Origin of the sequence: Bacillus australimaris (genome assembly GCF_001307105.1) — a bacterium.
Taxonomy (GTDB): domain Bacteria; phylum Bacillota; class Bacilli; order Bacillales; family Bacillaceae; genus Bacillus; species Bacillus australimaris.
The window spans coordinates 382,613-405,725 of record NZ_LGYN01000023.1 but is presented as its reverse complement, the minus strand read 5'-3'; the positions used below and the strand labels follow the sequence as shown (position 1 = coordinate 405,725).

Sequence of the window (23,113 nt, the reverse complement as noted above, 5' to 3'; positions counted from 1 at the left end):
TGGAACACATAAATGAAGAAACCGATGATTCAATTCGAACATTTCGGATTCAAGTATCGCAGTCAGGCAGAACCAACATTAAAAGACATCAACCTGACTATCTATGAAGGAGAAAAAGTTCTCATCGCAGGCCCGTCTGGATCGGGAAAAAGCACACTAGCCCATTGTATCAATGGGCTAGTTCCTGCGTCTTATAAAGGTTCTATGGAAGGAAGTCTTCACATCGGCGGGAAAAATGCAGAGAAAGAGAACATATTCTCCCTCTCACAGCTTGTTGGAACGGTGCTTCAGGACCCTGATGGACAATTTATCGGGCTCACCGTTGGAGAAGACATCGCGTTTACGCTTGAAAATGATCAAGTCTCACGTGAAGAAATGAAAACACGTGTCGAGGAAGCGGCAAAATTAACAGAGGTAGACGGCAAGCTGGCATCGTCCGTGCATGAGCTGTCAGGTGGTCAAAAACAACGTGTCGCTATCGCTGGTGTACTTGTCAACGATGTCGACATTTTGCTGTTTGATGAACCACTTGCAAGCCTTGACCCCGCAACAGGAAAAGAAGTGATCGATCTCATTGATCGACTGCAAAAACAAACGAAAAAAACCGTCGTGATGGTTGAGCATCGATTAGAGGACGTCCTCTTCCGTCATGTGGACCGGATCATTGTCGTCAATGACGGAACGATAGCTGCCGATATGACACCAGATGAATTGCTCGCCTCAAACGTATTAGAAGCGGCGTATTTACGTGAGCCTTTATATGTAAAGGCCATGAAATATGCAGGTATTCCGGTTGCGCCAGGAGATCAGATCGCTGATTTACAGCGTCTCACCTTAGACGACGAGGCAAAAGAGAAAATCGAGCAGTGGATGGAAGCAACTGAGCAGCAAGTCGAACAGGATGCAGTGCAGGATGTGCTAGAAGTGCGCGAGCTAAGCTTTGACTACCCAACAAGACCAAACACGCTGAGCAATATCTCTTTTACCGTCAAAAAAGGAGAAATGATCAGCATTGCAGGAGCTAATGGCGCAGGTAAGACAACATTGTCCAAGGTGCTCTGTGCGTTTGAAAAGCCAACAAAAGGGACCATTCTTTTAAATGGTGAAGACATTACAGGAGATACAATCAAACAGCGCTCTGAACGAATCGGCGTCGTCATGCAAAACCCAAATCAAATGATTTCAAAACAAATGATCTTTGATGAAGTCGCACTCGGTCTCGTTTTAAGAGGCGTAAAGGAAGACGAGATCAAGGAACGGGTGGAGCGGGTTCTGAAGGTGTGCGGACTGTTCCCATTTCGGAACTGGCCGATCTCAGCCCTCAGCTTTGGACAGAAAAAACGTGTCACCATCGCGTCTATTCTTGTATTAGAGCCAGAAATCATCATTTTAGATGAGCCAACCGCCGGACAGGATTTTAGACATTATACAGAGATGATGACGTTTTTAGAGCAATTAAATCAGCAGGGTGTCACGATTTTAATGATCACCCATGATATGCATTTGATGCTCGAATACACAACAAGAACCATTGTCATTTCAGATGGAGAAAAAATTGCAGATGATACACCAGCCAAAGTGCTGACAGATCAGCTGCTTGTCCAAAAGGCGAGCTTAAAGGAAACATCGCTGTATGAACTGGCGCTGAAAGCAGACTGGCCAAATCCAAATGAACTCGTGGATCGCTTCATTGAGGTTGACAGAAAGGAGCGAATGACATGGCTGTAGACATGCTGTCCTATATTGACCGCCCGTCACCGATTCACCGGCTGACAGGTGCAACCAAACTCATTTGCTTTATCCTCTGGTCATCCGCAGCGATGCTCACGTATGATACAGGCGTTTTAGTGTTTATGCTAGCCGCAAGTATCGTATTCTTTCAGATGTCGAACGTACGATTTCGTGATATTTCCTTCGTGGTGATCGTCCTGGCGATTTTTCTAGTGATTAACAACATCGCCATCTACATCTTTGCACCGCAGCAAGGTGTCGCCATTTACGGAGCGAAGCACGAGCTGTTTCATATTGCAGGCTGGTACAATGTCACACTTGAACAGCTTTTCTATCAATTGAACATTACACTGAAATACGTGACCGTGATGCCAGCAGCGCTTTTATTTATCGTGACAACAAATCCAAGTGAATTTGCCTCATCACTCAGCAGAATCGGGGTCAGCTACCGGATTTCGTATGCTGTAGCTATTGCCTTGCGCTATATTCCAGATATTCAGCGTGATTTTCGAACGATCGCGATTTCTCAGCAAGCAAGAGGAATTGATTTATCGAAGAATGAAAAACTGGGGAAACGAATCAAAAATGCGCTGTCGATTGTGATGCCGCTGATTTTCTCCAGCTTGGAGCGGATTGAAACGATCAGCAATGCAATGGAGCTGCGCGGGTTTGGGAAACATAAAAAGCGCACATGGTTTACGGCGAAAGACTTTCAAAAAGCAGATTATGTGGCGTTAATATTTGTTGGTGTGGTGCTGATTGTTTCGTTAGTCATTACATTTGTTAGAGGAACGAGATTTTATAATCCATTTTTATAGAAAGAAGCCTTCACAGGAGTGGAGGCTTTTTTGTTTGGTTTGTGGATAAAAGGTGTGGAAAATGGCAAAAGACTATTAACATGTGAATAAATCGGTTATATTGAAAAATGAGCGAAACACTTGTGAATAATCACAGAACATATTGGAGGAAGAACAAACTTATGAACAAAACATTTTATGCTTGTGCAGAACACATAGAAACCGTACTAGACATGTACATAGATGATCACGAAACGCCGCCAGAATTCAGAAAAATCGAACATACACACAGCTTATCCACAACCTGTGAATTGTGCGATGAACCTGCAATATATATAGTGGGGAACGAATGATCGGACACAAAATACACAAATTTTATCCACAATTGTTGATAACTTATATGAATAACTTGTTCTTAAGGTGGGGATGACCTGTGAATATATCAATTATCACAGTAGGAAAATTAAAAGAGAAATATTTAAAGCAAGGCATAGCCGAATACACAAAACGATTACAGGCTTACGCAAAAATCGAGATCATTGAGCTCGCGGACGAAAAAGCGCCCGAACATCTCAGCGATCAAGACATGAAAATCATCAAAGACAAAGAAGGCGAACGTATCCTAAGCAAAATCAACCCAGACGCCCACGTCATCGCCCTAGCCATCGAGGGAAAAATGAAAAGTTCCGAAGAATTAGCCGATACAATAGATAAGCTAGCAACATACGGAAAAAGTAAGGTATGTTTCATCATAGGCGGATCCCTTGGCTTAAGCGACGCTGTCATGCAGCGTGCGAATGAGAAACTGTCGTTTTCGAAGATGACGTTCCCGCATCAGTTGATGAGGCTGGTGTTGGTGGAGCAGATTTATCGGGCGTTTCGGATTGTGCGGGGGGAGCCTTATCATAAGTAACTGCGGTGAAATCAACTTAATTGAACTTTTTGAAACATGATTTAAATTAAATGTTAAATAGTTAGGGAGGGATTTTATATATGGCAATTAAAATGGATAACTCACAGTTAATAGCCAGTGAATTAATAAAAAAGAGTTTTGAAGAAAGTTTACTAGATAGGCAGGAAGATATTAAGTCTAATTCATCAAAATTTAACAAATTGCTACATGATTATTTTGAAACTTTTTCTGCAAGCTTAATTTTAAAAGCTTTTGATTTAAGTGATGAAGAACTTGAAAAAGGTATCGTTGGTAATGGAAATGACGGTGGTTGTGATGGTCTTTATTTATTTGTAAATGAAGAATTGATTTATGATGACACACCGTTGGAAAATATTAAAAGAAACCCTAAATTAGATTTATACATAATACAATCGAAATTTGAAACATCCTTTAGAGAAGATGTTTTTAATAAGTGGAAGAGTATTGTGGATAATCTTTTTAAAATAGAAGCATTTAAAGATAATGATTTTTCTAATCGTTACAATAGTGATGTTTTAGAGTTCTTTGAAAGGTTTCATAATACATTCTTAAGTTTAATAACTAAATCACCTATAGTTAGCTTTAAATTTATTTATGTGAGTTTAGGAAATGAGGTACATCCCAATGTAAAGCAACAGGCAACAGAGTTAATGAGCAAGCTTAAAACTTTATTTCCCAGTCCCAATTCTGATGTCGATGTGGAATATATTAATGCAGAAAGAATTTTGAAATTATATGATGCACCTTCTAAAACAGATTTTGTTTTGCATATTTCTGAAACACCAATAATTGTACAAGAAGAAAAAGAATATATTGTATTAGCTGATCTTAACCAGTATTTTAAATTCATTACTAATGAAAATGATAAATTGATAAAACATATGTTTGAAGCTAATGTTCGAGACTATCAAGGTAATATAACTGTTAATAAAGAAATTGCTGCAACCTTAGAGCAAATCGATTATAAAGAAGATTTTTGGTGGTTAAATAATGGAATAACAATGTTGGCTAGCAAAATTGATCAAAAATCGACTAAAGTTTTTGAAATAAAGAATCCAGAAATAGTAAATGGATTGCAAACCTCGACCGAAATATATAATTATCTGATTTCCACAAAAAAAGAAAATAAGAATGAGAGCAGAAAAGTTTTATTAAGGATAATAGTTCCTGATACTGATGCCTCAAGAGATAATATTATATTGGCTACAAACAGTCAAACAACAATTCCAAAAGCAATATTAAGAGGTACAGATAGTATTCATAGAGAGATTGAGAATTATATGAAAACAAAGGGGTTATTTTATGATAGAAGGAAAAACTTTTATAAGAATGAAGGTAAACCTAAAGATAAGATAATTAGTATTCCTTTTTTAGCTCAATGTTTAATATCTATTCTTTTAAGGAAACCTAATTATGCTAGAGCAAGACCTTCTACACTATTAAACGATGAAGAAACATACAAACAACTATATTTAAATAATAAAATATTAGATAGTTATTATAATGCTGCGGTAATTGGAAAAAGAGTTAGAAGTTTTATAAATAATCTAGGTGTTTATTCTATTAGTGAACAATCAGATATTTCCTTCTATGTAATGTATGTTTGTTCCGCTAAAATTTCTGGATCTGCAGATATTTCACCAAAACAATTAGGTAACTTTAATGTAGATGATATTACTGAGGAAAAAATTAAATTATGTGCTGAATATGTTTATGAAAAATATCAGAAACTTGGAGGCAATAATAAAGTAGCTAAAGGCACAAATTTAATAGATAAATTAGTGGATGATGAATTTATTGTAAAACCATTTAATTAAAATCGTAGATTTATTAATAGATAAGAAAGGTTAAATTTACAAATACAATTAGTTGGTTTACTTTAAAAAGAAGCCAATATGCTAAAGTGTGTATTGATTTTTTTATATTTAATCGAAAATACTTGTATTTCATCCATTATAAGATTAGGTATACTGCAATGATTTGAAAGTTGTCTATTGGGGGATTGTTAGAATGATATGAAGATCAGTGATAAAAACTTTAGGGAGATGATGAATAAGAGAAGTTTCGATCAAATCTTTTTATCAGGATTTTTCGTATTATCATGTGTAAGTGGTCTTGAAATCAAAGTTGAAGTTTATTCGCATTATTTTGAAACGTTTTGGAGAAGTTGTGTATTAAGTGGGGGTTATTGGAAATGGGGAATACAAGAGATTTGTTAAGTCCTAATTGTAATAGATGGATTAACAACTCAAAAAAATGATAAAAGAATTAGATAATAAATAGCATAAATGAGCGTCATTCAATTCTATTGAATGACGCTTTATTTTTTATTAGAAATGTAATAATCTAATGTTTACAGAGGAAATGTAACTATAAAAGGATCTCTTAATTTAAAATATATTTAGTGAAGTCTCTTCATTAAGGTACTGATGATTATTAATTTCATGTTCAAGTATCTCAATTCCCATTCCTAGTGTAAGTGTCTCTTTAATTATCTCCTATTGCAAATTCACAAAGATCTAAAGTACTTTAGAGGCATTTGCCATTTACGATTCGATTAAACAATCAATTGAGTAGTACTGGAAAAGTATGTTATTATTTAATATTAAAGACTCAAAGATTATACAAAAGTATAATTGTCGTTAATTAAATATGCTCGATAACAGGAGATATAGCATGAATAAAAAAGAAGATATTCTAAATGCATGGATTACAATAGAGCAGTTATCAGAAGGTTCAATTAATAAAAGTGGCAAATTATTAAAGACACTTCATCGTATTGAAAAAGATTGGCAACAATTCTTTATGAATTTTTTATCTCATCAAAAACAACAAAATAATATGTCAGATAAAGCCTTTAAAAAGTCTGGAATCGTATTTTACTTTGGTATTTTCAATTTCCAAGAAGTTGTTGATATTTTGAGAGAAAAATATAATATTGAGAAAAATTATGAGGAAATCAATCATTCGGAAAAATTTACTTTCGCTTTATATTTTGATCATCAACTCAACCTGGTAGCTGATAAATTGTTTTTAACAATGAGTGGGTATATCCGTGAGCATGGCCATTTACCTGATGATTTTTTAAAAGTTGAAACTTTATTTAGAGAAGAATTAGATCGAAAATTTGAAGAGGGTTTTCATAATGTGTTCTCTGAACTTATACAAAAGTATCATGTGTCAGTAGATAATTTCCGCTATAAATTCATACGACATCTGGATAATGAGGATATTAATCTACATTCTTTCTTTATTGAAGATTTAAAAATGGCAAAGTTAATTGATACTGAAAATATAAACAGATATTTTAACGGGTTTACTGGAAATAGGAGAAATCTAGACAGTCATAAAGAGTCTGAACATTTTAACGCATATATTTTTGAGGAAATTGCTTTAAAACCAAAATATTATCCGTTAGGACGTTTTCCATCAAACCCTGATTATGCACTTTATTTTATGCAACAAGCAGCTGTCAATTTAGCTTTAAACGACAAAAACGATATCCGAAGTATTAACGGCCCACCAGGAACAGGCAAGACAACATTGTTGAAGGATATTTTTGCTGATTTAGTCGTACAACAGGCACTAGCTATTTCAAATCTTTCTAATAAAGTGATTCAAGGCAGTCTGACCTATTGGCAAAATGCTAAACTGGGCGTTTTACCACGATCTATTTCTGATAAAAATATTATTGTGGCAAGTTCAAATAATGGAGCAGTTCAAAATATCGTTAATGAATTACCGGTGAAAGAAGAGATTCCAAAATGTTTTCAAGATCAATTAGAGAAAGCAAATTATTTCAAAGATATTTCTAATTCTCAACTAACAGGAGAAGGATTTGGGAAAGATCGATACATTATAAGTGAACTGCTCAATGATAAAAATTGGGGTGTTTTTTCATTAGAAGGTGGAAATTCAATCAACATCAATAAATTGCTTCTCAATATAGAGGCAATTGAAAAAGATTTAGAGGAAGATTATCAATCTAAAACTGGAGTATATCAGGAATTCAAACGGCTTTATAATAAATTAAAAGTTGAAAGAGACAAAGTAGAAAAATATAGCCAAAAATTATATAAAGTACGAAAACTAAATATCAATTATATAAATCAAGTTAAAGAATTTGAAAATGAGAAAAAAGAAAAACATAAAGTTTTGACTAGTAATGAAAAAGAAGCAAAAGCAGAATTAGTGAGACTTAGAGAAGAGGGATTAAAATTTCAAAAAGCTTTATCTAATGTTTCTGTTGAACTAGAAAATTTATCAAGAGAAGAAGTACAAGCTGAACGAAATTATCATGTTCTTACTTCACAAAAACCGAGTTTTTTATGGTTTCAGAAAATATTTAATAAGTCTAAAGTTGAAAATTATTTCAATAATCTAAACAAGGTGAATGAACACTTAAATGATCTAACTCAACAAAAAACAACACTTTCAAATAATTATAGACAGCTTGAAAATGATCTAGAGAAAAATGGTGTTAAAAAAGAGTATACTCAAAAACAAATGGAGGAAAGAAAATCTATCTTTGAACGATGGGTGAGTGCTAAGAACAATGATCTGGAAAAAATGAAAAAAGAAATTGATGCATTTGAAAAGTTCAAATCACAAAGTGAAATTAAGGAAATAGATTTTTCTCTATCATACGAAGAACTTCAAAAGTCTAATCCTTGGTTTACAAAGGAGTTTCGTATTTTACAATCAGAATTATTTATTTCGGCTTTAAAAGTTAGAAAGCAATTCCTCAATGAGAACGTAAGGAATTTAAAAGCTGCAAGGATTATCTGGAATAAACAATCAAATTACATTGCGAAAGAAAATGGCCATGAGTTAATTTCAGAAGCATGGCAATGGATCAATTTCGCTGTGCCAGTTATCAGCACTACTTTTGCAAGTTTTGGTCGAATGTTTAAAAACCTCAAGGAAAATTCAATAGGCAACTTATTCATTGACGAGGCTGGTCAAGCATTACCACAGGCAAGTGTTGGCGCCATTGTTAGAAGTAAAAAAGTAATGGTTGTTGGGGATCCCTCACAAATAAAGCCAGTATTAACTTTAGATCCAAATGTTTTAACTTTGATTGGAAGACACTATAATGTAGACGAAAAGTTTGTCTCTGCTGATGCATCCACTCAAACAATAGTAGACGATACTAGTCAGTATGGTTTCCAAAAAAACGAAGAAGAATGGGTTGGTATTCCACTGTGGGTACATAGACGTTCAAACTATCCGATGTTCACGATTTCTAATGAAATATCATATGATGGTTTAATGGTACAAGGTAAAAACGAAGATGAGGTGCAAGGGACTTCAGAGTGGCTTCATTCTGTTGGAAAGGCGAATGACAAATATGTTAAAGAACAAGCTGAGTTACTGAAAAAACAAATTACTGAGCGATTACAAGCAAATACAGATTTAGCTGATGATATCTATGTAATATCTCCTTTTAGAAATGTTGCATATCAAATTGCGCGAGTTTTAGATGAAATTCGCTTTACTAAACGAAAAGAAGGTAAACCGATAAATGTAGGTACTGTTCATACTTTTCAAGGAAGAGAAGCGAAAATTGTCTATTTTGTCCTAGGAGCAGATTCAAATAGCAGTGGAGCAGCAAAATGGGCTGTTTCCGACCCCAATATAATGAATGTTGCGGCCACTCGTGCTAAAGAAGAATTTTATATTATTGGTGATAAGAAATTGTATGCATCTCTTGGAAGTGACGTTGCAAACAAGACTATTTCAATTATTAATGACTATAATAATAAGTGAATTTCAAACATATAACATATACGTACAACTGGCTTGTAACCCAGCTGCGTAAGTAGTACTTCAATATACAATCTAAGAAAGCAGGCACACCATGCACACAATTAAAAAAATAGGCCAAACCTTCTCCTACATCACACCAGTATCACTCACCGACCGCCCCATCCTAGGCATGGTCGTAGGCAGTAACAAAACATTAATGATCGATGCCGGTAACTCAGAAGATCATGCCAAATACTTTATCAAAGAAACCTTAAAACTCGAGAACGCCACGCCCGATATGGTTGTTCTCACGCATTGGCATTGGGATCATATTTTTGGTTTGCCAGCGCTGCCTGATTCAGTTTCAATTGCTTCTGCAAAGACCAGAAAGGAAATGGAGAAGCTTCTGCCGTTTTCTTGGTCAGATCAGGCGATTGATGAGCGGGTGAGGGAAGGAACGGAGATTGAGTTTTGCGCGAAGGCCATTAAGGAAGAATATCAGGATCATCGAGATATTCAAGTGGTTTTACCAGATGTCACGTTTGACCGTCGGATAGAGATTGATCTTGGCGGGGTCACTTGCATCGTGCAACATGTTGGAGGCGATCATGCGGCAGATTCAGTGATCGTGTATGTGAAAGAAGAGAAAATCCTTTTTCTTGGTGATTGCATTTATCCGAAAATGTATGCCGAAAAAGTTCATTATACGGTGAAAGAAATATTACGTCTTTTAGATAAGTTAGAAGCTTTTGATGCCGATACGTATATTCCTTCACACCAAAGACCGTGGACAAAAGAGGAGTTTCGTCAGGAAACAGACAAGCTTAGGATGATTGCGAAATTCACGGATCTATGTGGTGGAGATCAGCAGAGAATCGTGAGTGAATATCAAGTATATGTGAACAGAGAACTGAAAGAAGATGAGTTAGAGACGATCGCTTATTTTGTAAATGGTTATTAAGTAAATCAAGTTGCTAAAAGCAGAGGGATATATCCTTTGCTTTTTATTTTTAGTATTAATAATAATGACACAATCTCAAGTACGTTTAATTTTCAGATCGATGTTTTCGTCCAGCCAAATCACGTTGTTTAATTAGTCTAAAATGACCATTTCCTTTTCATGATAATCTTTAAAAGCAGTTAAATCTTCTTGTAATTGAATAGTTCAGTAAAAAAGTAATCTTTTTCATTGTTTCTCCTTTCATCATTGCTTACTTGAGGGTTTTCATATTTTTTTTCGAGTCTTCAACTAGAGAGGTAACATACAGGTGAACAATATCATTGGCAAGCCTTTAAAGATGTAACATCGATCAAACAATTAAAAGCAGGTATATACAATATCAAAGTTGATGACCCTGTGAAAAACAGTGTTTGAACCCCGATTGAGATGAAGTGAGTTTCCCTAAAGATCGGGAAGTTCACCTCAAAGTAACCTCTATTTAAAAAGTATATTATTATTTTATATAAGTTTACTTTACTTTTATAAAAAAACAGTTTATAATTTTTTTAAGAGGTGATGGAAATGAAGGGAGATTTTGGTGATTCAATATCTAATAAGGTTTATGAGTATCGGGTGCTTTCCAGAATGTCTCAGCAAGAGCTTGCTGAGAAAGTCGGTGTTTCTAAACAAACCATTTTCGTAATGGAAAAAGGAAATTATGTTCCTACCTTATTGTTAGCATTTCGTATTGCGAATTTCTTCAAAGTTGATGTTAACGATATTTTTACTTATGTGAAAGGAAATGAGAAGAATGAAAAATAAGGGAGATCTTACAAATACAATCTTTTATCCTTTAAAAACCTGGGTGGAGACATCAACTGATAATTGGAACATGCTTCTTGGTATTGGATTTGCCATGCTTTTAGTGGGATTGATTTTAACAATTGTATTCCTTAAACGAATTGGGAAGAGTGATGAGAGGACAAATCAAATCACTTTAAAAAGTTGCCTCTACATGTTATTCGTAGTAATTTTATGTGACGTGATTTTTCCAAAGGAATATATGTGGCAAATTTTCTTTTTATTTAAATATTCTATTGCAACTCTCGCTTCAGGAGTATATCTAGCTGTTCGATATAAGAGAGATTTTAAATAAAGATTAAGTTGGAGGGTTGGGGAATGCAAATAAAAGAGATTTCGAAAAAATATAATAGTATTACAGTTTTAAATGGAATATCTTTTGATTTTCAACAAGGAGAAATAATTGGTTTGATTGGAAGTAACGGTGCTGGAAAAAGTACTCTTATGAAGATAGTTGCTCAAACAATTCAAACATTTGGTGGATCCATTGAAGAAAATAATCATGTGGGATACTTAATTGAGGAACCGAAATTATATAGTAATAAGACTGGCTTAGCACACTTAGCCTATTTCTCAGAAATATATGGGAGGAAGTTTGAACTTAATGAATACGATGAGCTTCTTAAGGGACTCCAACTAGCTGATGTATTGAATAAAAAAGTGAAAGAATATTCTTTAGGAATGCGTCAAAAATTAGGAATTGTTTTAAGTTTACTAAATAAACCAAAGTATGTTGTGTTGGATGAGCCAACAAATAGTATGGATATAGAAACTTCCCTCGAAGTATTACAACAATTAAGAAAAATGGCTAATAAGTGGAATATAGGCTTCTTAATTTCCAGCCATAAGCTAGAAGACATCGAAGCCATCTGCGATCGAGTGTTGTTTTTAGAAAAGGGAACTATTTCTGGAGAACAACAATTTAATAAAACGGGTCAATATATTATTAATTTAGTTTTTGATAAATCTACTGACTTAGCAACATTTGCAGAGAATCAAGAGTTTGGAAGTATCATTCATTCAAGTGACAGAACCATTCAAATTGAAACAACAGCAGAGAATTCTGACATTTTTAAATTCTTGAATATGTATGGAATAAGACTATCTGATTTTACTTCTGAGAAAAAAACACTTCGCAATGTTTATATGAACAAACTAAGGGGTGATGATCGTGATACTAAATATTAAAAGTTATGTTAATTACAACTTGAAAGAACTAATTAAAAAAGGCTATTTGGCTGTTGGATTGTTAGGAGCTTTAGGTCCAGCAGTACTCGTGAGTTACTTTATCATAACAGCTAATACGCCATTTACCATAAAACATGTCTCCAATTTTTATTGTATGTTGGGGATGTTGGCAGCGGTATTACATCCACTCTATTTTGTAAATAGGGACTACTCTTCTAAGACAATTTCATTGATAAATAACTCAAAACAAAACAGAACAAACTATGTATTAGCCAATGTTGTAATAGCACTAATTGTGAGTCTATTGTATGTAGTATTGGGGATAAGTTTACTTCTAGTTACACAACAACTTGGAGTACCTGGTGAATTAAAGCTATCCTTCCTTCTGGGATTCTTTGTTAATTCCTTACTTCTAGTTCTCACTTATTTCTTGTTAGGATATATTTTATTATTAAATGGTGTTCGAAGTGGTGCAGTTTACAGTATTTTAACAGCAATGTTACTTTTCATTCCGAATATTTTGGCGAATATTTTAGATAGTACTAATAACAAATTTTTCAACGGTTTAATTGAAAATTTCCCAGGCTACTTCTACCCGGTTATGGTTGGCTCAAATCCACTTTCGCTTCTTCAGTACTTCATTGCCTTCCTTACCTTAATTGTACTTTTTATACTTGTTCTAAAAAGAAGCAAGAAAATTGAAATATAAGTTTAATTTGTAAAATAAATTAACTTAATACTTAATATACAGTCTATAATTATATTGATATGTTGAAGAGCAGCTTGTGCTCTTCTTTTTTTGTAGAATACTGAAATAATCTTTTGTTTCGAATTTAAAGACTTGCCCTCCGTTTTATCCTAATGTCTTATATAATTTCCACGTCTTTTTTTACTATATTATAAAAGTTCTAACTGTTATCTTTTGATGGTATCAGATAGTTTTTTAGAATTATAGACAAATCCCATACTTGTAAAAAAAGAAAAAATACCCACAAAATACCATTCTATTATATCATGCTTTAGATATTTTTACCTGTTATAGTATAAATTAACATCATGTTTCAACAAAATTTAAAATAAACAGAAAAGGAGAAATAATATGAAAAACGAAGTGAATAAATTACAAAAAGAGGAACAAGTGACATGGTTTGAGGAAATAGTAGATCAAGAATTTGATGATGATGTATTTGGAGCTTGTTCTACAAATACATTTTCACTTAGTGATTACTGGGGAAATAATGGTGGTTGGTGTACCATTAGTCATGAATGCATGTCTTGGTGCAAATAAATTAGAATGGTTTTATAGGATAATAGTCAAAAATATATGAAAAGAGGATAATATAATGAATGATAATAACTCTAAAGCAAAAAAAGGTTTAAAAAATGAACTGGAGCTAGGAAAATACTTAGAATCAGATATGATTGCATTAACTGATGATGATGTTGCTGGTGGAGTAACACCTTCAGTAGTTGTTTCAGTTATTACGGGGTTTATTTCAACTAATACATGTCCATCTACTGCTTGTACACGCGCTTGTTAAAGGAGAGATAAAACAATTATGGTTATTTATAGGAAGAAGTTATACCCGGAACTTGAAAAGTCAGATTTCGATAAGCACATAGTGCCAATTCTAAAGTATGTTGCTGATAATTTATCTGTACATTCATCGGATCATATGAGGAATATGGAAACTTTTAAGGACCGGGAACTATATCCCTATCATAACCCCTGTAGGATGATTGCGAAGAACATCTTGGATAAAGTATGGGACTCGAAGATGGACAAGCATCTTGTTGAGCCGCAATCTTTCAAAAAAGTTATCTGTGAGCTATTCTCACAGATAGCTTTCTCCTATCTAATTAGATGTTTTGCTGAACAAATTAAAAAATTACCTAGGGGTTCTATGAATTCAAAAAGTATGTACGATAATTATACCCAAAATTTAATGGATACAAAATTTAAAGAATTTGCGGGTATTTATCCGGTTATATGGGGAAGGTGCAATAATTTATTAGAGAATAGAGCAATTGCACTGAAAAATACTATTCATTTGACTCAAAAGCATCGTTTAGAAATAGAAAAGACATTCAAGATTTCAAGCAGCAGTCGTATTGTTTCTGTAGAGACTGGTGGAGACACACATAATAATGGGTCATCAGTGTCTATTATTACCTTTGAACAAGGTGAAAAGCTGGTTTTTAAACCACGATCAGTTTCCGGGGAACTAGGGTATTCAAATTTCATTCGAGAAATAAACCAATTCATATCTCAAAAAATGCCTTCTATAACTGTTGTTGATTTTGGTAGTTATGGATTTACATCGTTCGGAGAAATCAACCAAGAAAAGAAGGATATGTTTCAAGCTGGTAGATTAGCATGTCTTATGTATTTATTAAATGCCTCTGATATGCACTATAGTAATATTTTATGGACAAATGAGGGGCCACTTCCAATAGATTTAGAAACTTTATTTCACCCATCTCGCATTAGAACTGGAATCCCTGAATCTAAAAGAAGTGCGTATCGAGCATTAGAAAAATCTGTATATGGCACAGGAGTACTTCCAATATCATTGGGTAAAAAATCAAGTAATGGCACAGTTGATGTTGGCTTCACCGGTATTCGTGATCAAAATAGTGTAAGTCCTTTTAGAACTTTTGATATCAAAGATGGCTTTTCTTCAAATATAAAAGTTGTCTGGAAAAAACAAACTGTTGATAATGACCTATCTACTGATTCCAATTTAGAAGCAGTGATTCATGAAAGATGTGACCAAATTATTGACGGTTTCTCAAATTTTTTTATGGATATTTTGCGTCAAAAAGAGTTGTTTATTAAATCAGTTTTAAAGTCATTTAGTAACACTAAGCTTCGCTATATACATAATATGACATATAGATATGAGCAGCTTTTGCGTATCTTAACAGATGCGGAGCCATCCAGAAATATGGATACAGCACATGCTTTATTATCACGCCTAGGTATATTGAGTATGACCAGTGATGTCAATCTGGTTATATCTGAATGTAAACAAATATGGAATGGTGATATCCCATACTTTTCTATCGATTTTCAAGGGACAGAGGTATCGTGTGGAAATAATGTTGTATCTTCTATTGCAATAAGTCCCAAATCCGAGTTCATTTCAAAGATGGAGAACCTTACGAAAGATGAATTAAATAAACAAATTAAGCTAATAAGATTAGCATTTGTTGCTAAATTAGCAGATCCACATGTTGATGGAAATATCAATATAGAAGAAACTAAATTTATTGAGAAAGAAAGGCACAAAGAACTCGACATAGCAAGAAATAAAGATACTTTGAAAAATAGAGAAATAATTTCTTGGTTTACCAACTCATTAACCACAACTCTTTTGGATGACCGATATGAACATTTGCCTAAGACGTGGATTGGTCCTGTTGCAAGGTTTGGGAGCCAAGGTTGGACTCCAGGAGTTCTAGGGTATGATTTATATAGTGGAAGAGTTGGTCCTGCACTTGCGTTAGCAGTGGCAGGTAAAATTTTATCGAACGATGCTGCACTAAAAGTCTCTTATGATGTTTTTGAGAAATCTGCAGAAATCCTTGAAGGAAAAAATTATGAACTTAGAAATCTTTTACTGTCTGGGATTGGTGCATTCTCTGGAGTATCAGGATTACTGTGGACATTGTATGCAGCAGGGGATGTCATTGGGAACAAAAAGTGGAAAGATGTAGCTGTTAATTCCTGGCCAATATTGCATCACTCTTTAGACGTGGAAGATAATAACTTTTTTGATATGATTACAGGAAAAAGTGGTTCAATTGTTATGAGATACCATATGCAGAAAGATTTCAAATTAAGCAATGATATGATCGATAAATGTATCTCAAATGCATATTCAAAAATTAATGTTAATGATGCTAAAACGACATCGGGGCTGGCCCATGGATATAGTCAATTACTTTGGTTTTTTGCTGTAGTTAACCAAAATCAAGAAAAAAGCGAAATAAAAAGAGTAATTCAAGAAATTGATTCGATTATCTGTAACAAGTACATCAATGACGGCGGTATCATAGAAACTTATAAAGATGGAGGCAAAGAGGAGCATGTGTCGTCATCTTGGTGCAATGGATTAGCGGGAATACTAATAGCCTATCACGAAGCATATAAATCAGGGGTTTTACCTAGGGAATCAGTGCTAAATATAATTGAACAGTTGAAAAGGATATCTATTTCACGTATTCCGGTGCTTTGTCATGGAAGTCTAGGAATAGTAGAGGCACTTCAATATGTGAGTGAATCGTTCCCAGAAGAAACAGCTGAAATTCTTTTAGAGATAAATTCAACTTTCTGCTCTCCAGAATTTATCTTTGATTACTATAAGAACGGGAAAGGCCGCTATCCGTTAAGCCCAGGATTGATGGCGGGTCAATCAGGAGCGCTGTTACATCTTTGTAAATATATTAATCCTGAAATTAAAATTTCCCCGTTAACGCTTGATATTTAACATGAAAATATTTTCTAAAGTTATAAAAAGAAAACTTACACCAACCTTACAATTAGCACAGTCGGAATGTGGGCTATGTTGTGTTAAAACTATTCTGGATGCTTATAATTATCAAATATCACTTTCAGAGCTCAGACAAATCAAAGAGCCTGGGAGAGACGGTTTAGGATTCCAACAACTAAAAAAATTGCTCTCTCATTTTGGAATGAATGCTAAAACTTATCGAATTAAAGATTCGAGGGCACTAAAGTTAATAACAAATCCATTCATAGCCTTTTGGAAAGGATATCATTTTGTATGTGTTGAATCATATAATGAACACGAAGTAATAATAATGGATCCTTCTATTGGCCGGATAAAAATAACCCATCAAGAGTTTCTAGAAAACTTCCAAGAGTATGTATTAATTGCTGAACCAGGGATAGATTTCAAGAAACGAAGTGTCAGAAATATTAGCAAGTGGAAAAAGAAATATATATGGCCAGCTAATATGATAAGTCTATATTTAAAGATAGCTTTAATGAGTATTATTTTAGTTGGAATAACATTAACGATCCCCATATTTACACAGTTTTTAATTGACAATAGATTTGATGATGCTAATTCTTTTGCTGCAATACTGGGATCTCTAATCATAGCATTAATTATTATGGTGATTTTAAACTATCTCAGAACTTACTTCTCGATAAAGATAATTTATCGTTTTAGTTGGCACCTTCTAAGTAGTGCTTTTACACGTGTTTTATCACTCCCAGCAAAATATTTTACGGTGCGGGCGCCTGGTGAAATTATTTATAGACTCAACTCCCTTACACGAATACAAGATGTTTTGGGGACAACACTTGTACAAGCATGTCTTGATCTGGTGAGTGGTGTGTCAATATTAATCTATATTTTTTGGGTATCACCATTGCTGGGATTAATGGTACTATTGTTAACTTTGTTTACATTTACCTTTTTAATTATTACTCAATCCTATGTAAATTCTGCAACAGATAAAGAACTGCATGAAGGAACTAATGCACAAAGCATACAGTTAGATGCCATAGTGTCTATAAATAGCGTAAAACTGGGTGGTTATGTTCAGTCTTATATAAATGACTGGGAACAGCGTTTTAAAAAGTTCTTAAATGCAACAAGCCATAGAATGCGTATCCAACAAGGAATTATAGGATCAATTTTATCTGGAATACAAGTGTTTGCTCCTTTAATTTTTCTTGTTACATGTATATATATGGCAGAGTTGGGACTTATGACCCTAGGGCAAGCAATAGCGGTTCAGTCGATAGTGGCATTGTTGTTTGTCTATGTAAATTCAGTATTTACAATTGTATCGGAAGCACTGGTAGCAATAAGGTATATTGTTCTAGCTGAAGATATATTCGAATATCCTGTAGAATATTCACAGGGGTATTCTAAGGAATTGGATTCTGGATCAATATCCATTAAAAATCTTAGTTTTAGTTATACTTCTGATAGTATTTCGGCCATTAATAACATTAATTTAGATATCTCTGATGGTGAAACAATAGCTCTTGTTGGTTTATCTGGTTCTGGGAAGACTACACTGGGAAAGGTAATAGGTAGTTTATTCGAACCTACTAGTGGTTCTATTTATTTTGGAGGAGTCGAATATCATCAATATAATCTCGATAAATTAAGAGAATCTATTAGTTATATTCCTCAAGAAGCACATTTGCATAATCGAACTATCATGGAAAATCTCAAACTTGGTACCAAGCAAACAAAAGTCGAAATACAGGAATTTTGTAATTCGTTGGATTTCATGAAATTTATTAATGATTTTCCCATGAATTATAATACAGTTATATCAGAAACGGGAGCAAACCTTTCTGGGGGACAGAGACAACGTATTCATATAGCGAGAGTTTTACTACAAAAACCTAAATTACTGATAATGGATGAAGCGACTTCTTCACTGGATAATATTTCACAATCCCATGTTTATAATTCATTATCAAAACTTGATTGTACAAAAGTTGTTATAGCACATCGCTTAGAAACGATCCTGAATGCTGATCGTATTGTAGTTCTTGAAAATGGGAGTATCGTACAAATTGGATCTCATGAAGAATTAATTAAAAAAGATGGCTTGTATGCAAAATTGTTTGGAGCTGAGATTGAAAAGGGGAGAATTGAAAATGCAATTGGTAGCAGATAAACTGGCTCATGCTGTGGAGAGCCTGTTTGCGGACGAAATAAAATATACTAATAACAAGATAAAAGAACTTCTTTCCTCGCAAGATGTAGTTTCACATACTGAGATAGCAGCTTCGGACTGTTTACATACATTATTGGAATATCATGTGTGGAGACTTTGTCAAAAAACCTTTGTATATGAATTTCATAAATATCGAGAAAGTCTATCTTATCCTGCTGATCCTCTATCATCAAAAATATTTGATCGATATGTCAATACCATCGATAAAGAACTTATTAGTAAATGGTTTGCAAAATATGACTGTTTAAGAAAAATGGTTACACAATCAGTGATTAATACTTGTTCATTTATAGAAGATGTGTGTGGCAATTTTAGCAGAGATGCTTATTTACTTTTATCAGAAGGTTTAATTAGCAAAGGATCAAGAATACAATCTATTATGCCTCTTGAATCTGATCCTCACAATGGTTCGAAAGTAGTTCTTTGCATTGAATTTGAGCCGTCTAAAAAAATTTTATATAAGCCTCGTTCTTTAGAGATTGATATTTTAATCGATAGACTTTTTTCTGATGTTTTGGAATTCGATTCTTTAAAGAACAACTCGCCAGTTGCACAAACTGTGAATCAGGGTGATTATGGTTGGCAGGAGTTTGTGCAACATACACCTATAAGTGAAACAGAGGCCTCTGATGCTTATTATAATCTTGGTTTATGTGCAGCAGTGTTTACTTGTCTAGGAGCAACAGATCTACATGATGAAAATATCATTTTTAATGGAGTATATCCTTATTTTGTCGATTTAGAGACTAGTCTACAACCGGCATATGATCGGTCAGGTCATTTACTCAAGGAGTTAATGGAAGAAACACTTTCCTATTCGATAGCTGCTACATCAATCATTCCCGCTAAACTGATTACAATTCCGCGTAATGTATTGATTGGAGCTATTAATACGCCCTACCCACAGAAAACTAATGAAATGGTTTTTACATTTAAAAACCAAGAAACGGATGCTATAGACATAGCAAAGGAAAACATAACTATTAATCGAACGACTGTACCCATCACGATGACTAGTAATAAAGCTCCTGATCCACTTCCATTTCAAGAAAATTTTCTCAGTGGTTATTCAGATGGATATAAACAGATGATGGAGAAACGAGAGCATATTTATTCATTAATTAATGATATTGAATGTTTAATAAGAGTAATTAATAGACCTACTGTTCAGTATTACTTTATGCTCGATGCATGTTTATTTCCGGAAAATTTAGTTGACGATGTCACAATGAATCAAGTGTTGAAATATCTTAAGCCTTCTAAATTGATTAGAGACTCTGAAACAGCCAAAAGTATATTAGAAGAAGAAATCCGTTCATTAAAAACTGGAGATATACCGTATTTTTCCTTAAATACAAATGATACACGTCTATATTCAGGGGATTTTATTTCAAATGAAGTATTTGATGTGTCACCGAAAAGTAATTTAATAAGACGATTAGAGAAGCTTTCACAAAAAAGGTTATTACTTGATAAACGCTTAATTGCAGAGGGATATTCCGAGATTAGAATACATGAGGCAGAGCACAGTAAAGTAGAGCATGTGGGTTATCAATCTCCTTTCTTTTTAGATGTATTAAGAAAAATGACAAATAATAACCCTAATCCTTTAATTGAATTAATTATTTCTTTATCAATTACTACTGAATCGGATAATCCTGAAAGTGGATGGATCGGAGGAGTGTATGGGAATGTCCCTATATCCTATGAATCCAATACTCTTATTTCACTACATGATACGGGGGGGATTCTATTCCTTTTGGATCACCTCGCTAATTATGAAATAATAACTAATGATTCTAAGTACTCTGTTATTTATGATCAAGGTAAACGAGGTTTAAAATCACTTAGTAATGCTTTTTTTCCACAATTAAATACTTCGCAGGAATCAATAATTTCAGGGTATTGTTCTATAGATTTCATACTTAATCATAATAGGGATAGGGTAAGAAGGATAGAGCAAGTTGTGTCTCAGATTCAATTTGAAGAAACTTCGAGTGGTGATGTATTTGTAGGACCGGTAGGTATAGGTCTTACGTTGGCTTCATTTTCAGATACACCTAATCAGGTTCTAAAAAAACTAGAAGATAAAATTCTTGAAACGAATATATTAAATACTGATGGACTAGCTCATGGTAATTTAGGAGTAATATGGGCGCAATTTAGACTAGCTTATGCATTAAATAATACTTTAAGATGTAAGAAATTATTTAAAAAGGCATTACAGATAACTTTTCCGAAAAATATTAATAATGTAGGCTGGTGTAACGGAAATGCTGGTTTATTAATGGTTCTCTCTGAGATGGCAAAAGTACTAGACGAACAAATAAACCTTTATGGTTTAGCTAAGAAATCAATGATTTTACCAGAAGATGGGCCGGTGGATTTGTCAATTTGTCATGGAGCTGCTGGAGTACTCCAATCTCTACTATTTTCATATGATGTTTCTGGAGATGCAATGTATTTATCTTTTGCAAATCAGTATTGGGAAAATGTCTTAAAATTAGCTAATAATCAAGGTTTTTACACTGGTGAAAAGAATAGAGACTATCTTTTAGGGTACTTTCTTGGTTGGAGTGGAGTTGCTGATTCTGCTCTCTTGTTAAAGAAATATAACAATGGTGATTCGGCTTGGTTTCCGCTTAATCTAAGCTCTGTTTCATACCAACGAAATATTAAGGAGGGTATAGAATGCGCTCATTAGTGGCAGTTAATCCAAGTAATAAGAATTCGATGGAATATACAGAGCTAGGAAGTGTTAAGTTTGGAAATATAGACATACTGTTAGGAGCTGTTGAATTAGAACAGCCTTTTTTCGATGTCGAAAATCCCAAGAATCATGAATATATATTAGTAAGAGTTACAGATTTTTCATGCAATTACCGTGATAAGGCAATATTACTTGAAAACTACAAATCAATCTTGAATTCTGATCGCTTGTTTGTTCCTTTTGGTTCTGAATTTAGCGCAAAAGTCGTTGCTGTCGGCAGGGAGGTGCATGAATTTAATGTCGGAGATCGTGTTATGTCTGATTGCTCATACCCCTTTAGCGGAAAAAAAGGAATTTATCCAGGTGTAGCAACTAATTTTGCATCACTGGGATGGTTGCGTCTTCATAAGAAAAAGGTTATAAAAGTTCCAGAAAGCTTAAGTGATAGTGAAGCTGCCTGTTTTTCTTTGGGCTCTCAAACTGCCTCATCTATGATAAAACGCTCAGGAATATTAACAAATGGTGGGAATCCATTGGTCTTTAGTGCGAGGTCACATACATCACTGTTTATTATTCAACAGCTACTTTCATATGGTATTACCCCAATATGTTTGTCAACGTCAGAGTGGAGTGATACAGAAAAACAAAAAATATATCCTAGCCGAGTAGAATTAGCAAGTAACACTATTAATAGTACATCAAATAATATCGTCAAGCAGAAAATTACTCATGTTTTTGATCCGTTTTTTGATATGAATATTGGTAATGCATTATATTATTTGCAAACCGGTGGAACTTACGTTACTTGTGGTATAAGGGATCAACATCCTCTATTGTCAAGTGACACACCAATTAATGCTGAGGCTGTGATCAGGGGAGCATTAGAAATGAGCATTGTTAAGAATGTTTCTATTGTAGGAAATTGTCTAGGATCAAAAGAGGATTTAGAAAGAGCAATTCAACTACAGATTAGAACAGGAACAAGCGTAATTATCGATCAGAAATATCAATTTGAAGAAGTTGTTGGCTTTTTACAACGCTCTTTTTTCGATTCTTCTAGATTTGGTAAATGTGTAATGAGTCTTTAAATATAAGGGGTGACTAACCGTTTTAACTTTAAAATGGATTTTAATCATTTTTTTCTCAACAGGTATTGGTACGTTTGTAAGCCGAATTTTGGAAAATATAGATTTGAACATTTGGGTATCTAGAGGCATTGGTTGTCTCATTTCTGTAATCTTTGGGCTTCTTCTATATAAATATTTCATTAGGAATTAATTTTCTTAATATAGTATTTATTTGGATAGTAACTTGATGAGCATCAAATTGAGTTGTGGTTAATCAAGTTAATATTGTCATTTTGAATTTAGAACCTAAATAGAACATAATTTTATTCCTCACATGTAAGAGTATTCAAAATTAGAGGCGTCATCATAGGAATGGAAAATGCTTTATGAACATATGAAAAT

At 34.0% G+C, this 23,113-nt stretch carries 17 protein-coding genes; all 17 read left to right on the top strand.

Features of this window, described 5'->3' with window-relative positions; translation table 11 throughout:
- Nucleotides 1-12 precede the first annotated feature (12 nt).
- The 17 genes from AKG37_RS11345 (at nt 13) to AKG37_RS11265 (ending at nt 22,732) form a co-directional block, all read left to right on the top strand.
- Nucleotides 13-1,728: an ABC transporter ATP-binding protein gene (locus AKG37_RS11345; RefSeq protein ID WP_060698907.1), complete on the top strand. Its 1,716-nt coding sequence runs from the start codon at nt 13-15 to the stop codon at nt 1,726-1,728.
- A complete protein-coding gene (locus AKG37_RS11340) occupies nt 1,719-2,549 on the top strand; it encodes an energy-coupling factor transporter transmembrane component T family protein (RefSeq protein WP_034621942.1) in 831 nt (276 codons plus the stop codon). The genes AKG37_RS11345 and AKG37_RS11340 overlap by 10 nt, the downstream gene beginning before the upstream one ends.
- A gap of 161 nt (nt 2,550-2,710) precedes the next feature.
- Complete coding sequence (locus AKG37_RS18565; protein WP_065215011.1) at nt 2,711-2,881, top strand: CxxH/CxxC protein; 171 nt, start codon at nt 2,711-2,713, stop codon at nt 2,879-2,881.
- 80 nt (nt 2,882-2,961) lie between these two features.
- The gene (gene rlmH, locus AKG37_RS11335; protein WP_060698906.1) at nt 2,962-3,441 is read left to right on the top strand and encodes a 23S rRNA (pseudouridine(1915)-N(3))-methyltransferase RlmH; all 480 of its coding nucleotides are present in this window, start codon (nt 2,962-2,964) and stop codon (nt 3,439-3,441) included.
- An 80-nt stretch (nt 3,442-3,521) separates the two neighbouring features.
- Nucleotides 3,522-5,279: an AIPR family protein gene (locus AKG37_RS11330; RefSeq protein ID WP_060698905.1), complete on the top strand. Its 1,758-nt coding sequence runs from the start codon at nt 3,522-3,524 to the stop codon at nt 5,277-5,279.
- 859 nt (nt 5,280-6,138) lie between these two features.
- Entirely contained in the window at nt 6,139-9,231 is a 3,093-nt protein-coding gene (locus AKG37_RS11320; RefSeq protein ID WP_060698903.1) for an AAA domain-containing protein, read from the top strand.
- A 91-nt stretch (nt 9,232-9,322) separates the two neighbouring features.
- Complete coding sequence (locus AKG37_RS11315; protein WP_060698902.1) at nt 9,323-10,171, top strand: MBL fold metallo-hydrolase; 849 nt, start codon at nt 9,323-9,325, stop codon at nt 10,169-10,171.
- 561 nt (nt 10,172-10,732) lie between these two features.
- Nucleotides 10,733-10,972, top strand: a complete 240-nt coding sequence (locus AKG37_RS11310; protein ID WP_193391710.1) for a helix-turn-helix transcriptional regulator — start codon at nt 10,733-10,735, stop codon at nt 10,970-10,972.
- Nucleotides 10,962-11,306: a DUF2178 domain-containing protein gene (locus AKG37_RS11305; RefSeq protein ID WP_149865082.1), complete on the top strand. Its 345-nt coding sequence runs from the start codon at nt 10,962-10,964 to the stop codon at nt 11,304-11,306. Before AKG37_RS11310 ends, AKG37_RS11305 begins: the two co-directional genes overlap by 11 nt.
- Nucleotides 11,307-11,329: 23 nt before the next feature.
- Nucleotides 11,330-12,199, top strand: coding sequence for an ABC transporter ATP-binding protein (locus AKG37_RS11300; RefSeq protein ID WP_060698899.1), 870 nt, complete (start codon nt 11,330-11,332; stop codon nt 12,197-12,199).
- The gene (locus AKG37_RS11295) at nt 12,183-12,908 is read left to right on the top strand and encodes an ABC transporter permease (RefSeq protein ID WP_060698898.1); all 726 of its coding nucleotides are present in this window, start codon (nt 12,183-12,185) and stop codon (nt 12,906-12,908) included. The genes AKG37_RS11300 and AKG37_RS11295 overlap by 17 nt, the downstream gene beginning before the upstream one ends.
- Nucleotides 12,909-13,298: 390 nt before the next feature.
- Entirely contained in the window at nt 13,299-13,487 is a 189-nt protein-coding gene (locus tag AKG37_RS11290; protein ID WP_060698897.1) for a plantaricin C family lantibiotic, read from the top strand.
- Nucleotides 13,488-13,542: 55 nt separating this feature from the next.
- Entirely contained in the window at nt 13,543-13,740 is a 198-nt protein-coding gene (locus AKG37_RS11285) for a class II lanthipeptide, LchA2/BrtA2 family (RefSeq protein ID WP_060698896.1), read from the top strand.
- A gap of 237 nt (nt 13,741-13,977) precedes the next feature.
- The gene (gene lanM / locus AKG37_RS11280) at nt 13,978-16,692 is read left to right on the top strand and encodes a type 2 lanthipeptide synthetase LanM (RefSeq protein WP_160316322.1); all 2,715 of its coding nucleotides are present in this window, start codon (nt 13,978-13,980) and stop codon (nt 16,690-16,692) included.
- A 1-nt stretch (nt 16,693) separates the two neighbouring features.
- A complete protein-coding gene (locus tag AKG37_RS11275; protein ID WP_060698894.1) occupies nt 16,694-18,874 on the top strand; it encodes a peptidase domain-containing ABC transporter in 2,181 nt (726 codons plus the stop codon).
- Nucleotides 18,855-21,638 (top strand): type 2 lanthipeptide synthetase LanM, encoded by a 2,784-nt coding sequence (lanM, locus tag AKG37_RS11270; protein WP_060698893.1) that lies wholly within the window; start codon nt 18,855-18,857, stop codon nt 21,636-21,638. The genes AKG37_RS11275 and lanM (AKG37_RS11270) overlap by 20 nt, the downstream gene beginning before the upstream one ends.
- Nucleotides 21,626-22,732 carry an MDR/zinc-dependent alcohol dehydrogenase-like family protein gene (locus AKG37_RS11265; protein WP_060698892.1) on the top strand — a complete coding sequence of 369 codons (1,107 nt, stop codon included), beginning with the start codon at nt 21,626-21,628 and terminating at the stop codon, nt 22,730-22,732. Before lanM (AKG37_RS11270) ends, AKG37_RS11265 begins: the two co-directional genes overlap by 13 nt.
- Nucleotides 22,733-23,113: the final 381 nt, after the last annotated feature.